This is a genomic window from Burkholderiales bacterium (genome assembly GCA_035560005.1).
Classification (GTDB): domain Bacteria; phylum Pseudomonadota; class Gammaproteobacteria; order Burkholderiales; family Eutrophovitaceae; genus DASRFY01.
On record DATMAN010000035.1, the window covers coordinates 1 to 3,254 of the forward strand.

The following is a 3,254-nucleotide window of genomic DNA, read 5'->3' on the forward strand; positions in this document are numbered from 1 at the left end:
CAAGATTCGCGACGAAGGGGTGGTGCGCAACAAGGCGATCTACCTTGCCCTTGGGGTGCTGCCCGACGGCTCGCGCGAGGTGTTGGGACTGTGGATCGAGCAGACCGAAGGGGCCAAGTTCTGGATGAAGGTGGTCAACGACCTGAAGGCCCGAGGGGTGGAAGACATCCTGATCGCCGTGGTCGACGGCCTGAAGGGCTTCCCGGAGGCCATCGGGGCGCTGTTCCCCGAAACGACGGTGCAGACCTGCATCGTGCACCTGATCCGCAACTGCCTCGACTACGCGACTTGGAAGGACCGTAGAGCCGTTGCCGCGGAGCTCAAGGCCATTTACCCAACCCCGGAACGAGGCGGCCGCCCAGGCCGCGCTGGGGGCCTTTGCAAAGGGCCCCTGGGGGCAGAAGTACGCGCCGATCGCGCCCGTGGGGCAGCGTGCCTGGGAGCACGTCATTCCGTTTTTCGCGTTCCCGCCCGAGGTGCGCCGGGTACTACCGATCAAAGGAGGCTTCCTCCAGCCCCATGTCCAGTAACCAGCGAAAGAGCAGGTTGTAGTCGAGCATCTCGCAAAAGAGCCGGTCCGAGCGCACCGAGTAAAGCGCAATCAGCAGCGACGCCTTGAGCAGCCGCTCCGGCGCAATGGAGGGCCGGCCCGCCGTCCCCTACATCGCATCGAACTGTGCGCTCATCGCCCCCAGCACCGCGTCGGCTTGCGCCTTCACCCGGCGCAAGGGGTGATCGGCCGGGATGCGCTCCTCGACCGAGACGTAGCTGAACAAGGCACCCTGGGGATCGAACTGGCCGCGCATTCTTCTTCTCCCTCGAACGACGCTGCCACCACGACACAGCCGCGCGAGGATCGTTCGGGGGATTTTTCAACAGCCTGTTAGACGCCCCGAACATCGTGCAGGCCGATTCTTCGGTGCCCAGAGATTCGGGTCGTAGCCTTGGTTCGGTGCGGTGCGAAGACGCCGGGCCCGGAAGGATTGACCCATCCGGTCCTTCCGAGCAAGAGCTCCGAGCGCCATGGACCTCGTCCGGCTGCATTCAGCCGGCACCCAAACTAGCATTCAGCCGACGACCGGACTTGCATTCAGCCGCCCGGCGACCCTATCCTCCGGCATGCCCAGGGTTCGAACCACCCCCCGGGTCCTCGCGCCCCGGCTGCGCGAAGCGCTGCGGGACACGCCGGCCGTGCTCGTCCACGGCCCCCGCCAGAGCGGCAAGACCACGCTCGCCCGCAGCGTCGGGGAGACGCAAGGCTATCGGTACGTCTCGTTCGACGACGATGCCACCCGCACTGCCGCGAGCGCGGATCCGGTCGGATTCGTCGCGCGGCTGCCGGCGAAATCCATCCTCGACGAGGTGCAGCGGGTTCCGGAGATCTTCACCTCGCTCAAGGCAGCCATCGACGCGCGCCGGAGGGCGGGCCGCTTCATCCTCACGGCGTCCGCGAACGTGCTGCTTGTGCCGCACCTTGCCGATTCGCTCGCCGGCCGGATGGGGATCCTGCGGCTGCACCCGTTCGCCCAATGCGAGATCGAGCGCGCTCGCCCCCGCTTCATTGACGACCTGCTGCGCGCGCGGTTCCGCACGGGATTGTCCGAGCCGCTTGGCCGGGAACTCGCCCGCCGCATCGTGGACGGCGGCTATCCGGCCGCGCTCGCGCGGCGTTCTACGGCGCGGCGCCGTGCCTGGTACCGCGACTACGTCGACACGCAGATCCAGCGCGACGTCCGGGACCTGAGCCGCGTGCGATCCCTCGACACCCTGCCCAAGCTGCTGCGCGTCGCAGCCGCGCATACCGGCCGGCTGATCAACGTGGCCGATCTCGCGGCGCCGTTCGAATTGACGCGCCAGACCATTCACGAGCACGTGACGCTGCTGGAACGGGTGTTCCTGCTCGAGCGCCTGCCGCCGTGGCACGTCAACCAGATGAGCCGGCTCGTCAAGCGCGCGAAGCTTCACGTCGGCGACACCGGCATTGCCTGCGCGCTGTTGGGGCTGGATGCCGCGCGCCTTGAGGCCGACCGAACCGTGCTCGGCGCGATGCTGGAAACCTTCGTGCTCCAGGAGCTGCGACGCCAGGCGAGCGGGCGCCCGGACCCGACCGAGTTCTTCCACTTCCGCGATCGGGATGACTTCGAGGTGGACATGGTGCTGGAGGGCGAGGGCGTAGTCGCCGGCGTGGAGGTGAAGGCCGCGGCGACGGTCAACGATGCGGACCTGCGCGGCCTTCGCAAGCTGCAGAGCGCGGCGGGCAGGCGCTTCGCCGCGGGCGTGGTGCTCTATGACGGCAGCGCGACAGTCAGCTTCGGGGGCAGGTTGTTCGCGGTGCCCGTCCGCAGGCTCTGGGAGACCGCGTGAGCGCTGACTGCACCGAATCCACCGTCGAAGACGCCGCGCGCGACTGGCTGAAAGCCATCGGCTGGCAGGTCGCCCACGGCCCGGACATCGCGCCGGACATGCCCGCCGCCGAAGCGGGTCAGCTACGGCGAAGCGGTGCTGGGCACACGGCTGCGCGACGCGTAGGCATGGGTGATCGACTTCGACGATCCCGCCGGCAACGACTGGCTGGCCGTCAGCCAGTTCAGCGTCACGGAGAACAAGCACAGCCGCCGGCCGGACGTGGTGCTGTTCGTGAACGGCCTGCCGCGGGCGGTGGTCCATGCCGCAGTTGCAGGTGGGGGTCGAGGGCATCTTCGAGCGGCGCCGCTTCCTCGCCCTGGTGCGCGACTTCATCGTCTTCGAAGGCGACGGGAGCGGGCGTCTCGTCAAGAAGATGGCGGGCTACCACCAGTTCCATGCAGTGCAGGTGGCCGTGGGCGAGACGCTCCGCGCGGCGAAGATCGCTCGCGCTGATCAGGCCGCGCAGGCGCAAGGGCGCTACGAAGCGCGCAAACGGGGCGGGAAGCCGGGTGACCGACGCATCGAGGCCGTCGCGCACCAAGGCCGCCGACCCGGCTACTGGCGGTCGAGAGGCGAGCGCGGATCCGTAAGCTCCGCATCCAGCTCGCGGAGCATGCTTTCGAGCCCGACGGTAAGCCGCGCAAGGCGCTCATAGTCCACCTTGTCCGGCGTGTCGCTCGGAAGGTGATAGTGCGGGTAGCGGTAGGGCGCGGTGTCGGTGATCATCACCGCCGGCACGCCGCGGCGCCAGAACGATTGCTGATCCGACCAGTCCACGCCGGGGATGAAGGCGGGCGCGGCGACGCCTTCGGAAGGAAAGCGCGCTTCGCGGCGGAACGCGGCGAGCG

General features: G+C 68.5%; 3 protein-coding genes and 2 pseudogenes. 3 read left to right on the forward strand and 2 right to left on the reverse strand.

The genetic code is table 11. From position 1 onward, the window contains the following. Positions 1-491: pseudogene (locus tag VNM24_04780) on the forward strand (transposase). On the opposite strand, the pseudogene VNM24_04785 reads toward VNM24_04780, so the two are convergent. After that, positions 492-806: pseudogene (locus VNM24_04785) on the reverse strand (transposase). It abuts the pseudogene before it with no gap. A 313-nt stretch (positions 807-1,119) separates the two neighbouring features. On the opposite strand from VNM24_04785, the gene VNM24_04790 reads away from it, so the two are divergent. Beyond that, a complete protein-coding gene (locus tag VNM24_04790; protein ID HWQ37919.1) occupies positions 1,120-2,364 on the forward strand; it encodes an ATP-binding protein in 1,245 nt (414 codons plus the stop codon). 171 nt (positions 2,365-2,535) lie between these two features. Then, entirely contained in the window at positions 2,536-2,859 is a 324-nt protein-coding gene (locus tag VNM24_04795; protein ID HWQ37920.1) for a type I restriction endonuclease, read from the forward strand. 102 nt (positions 2,860-2,961) lie between these two features. On the opposite strand, the gene VNM24_04800 is transcribed toward VNM24_04795, so the two are convergent. After that, a partial coding sequence (locus VNM24_04800; protein HWQ37921.1) for a M28 family peptidase occupies positions 2,962-3,254 on the reverse strand: 293 nt, incomplete at its 5' end.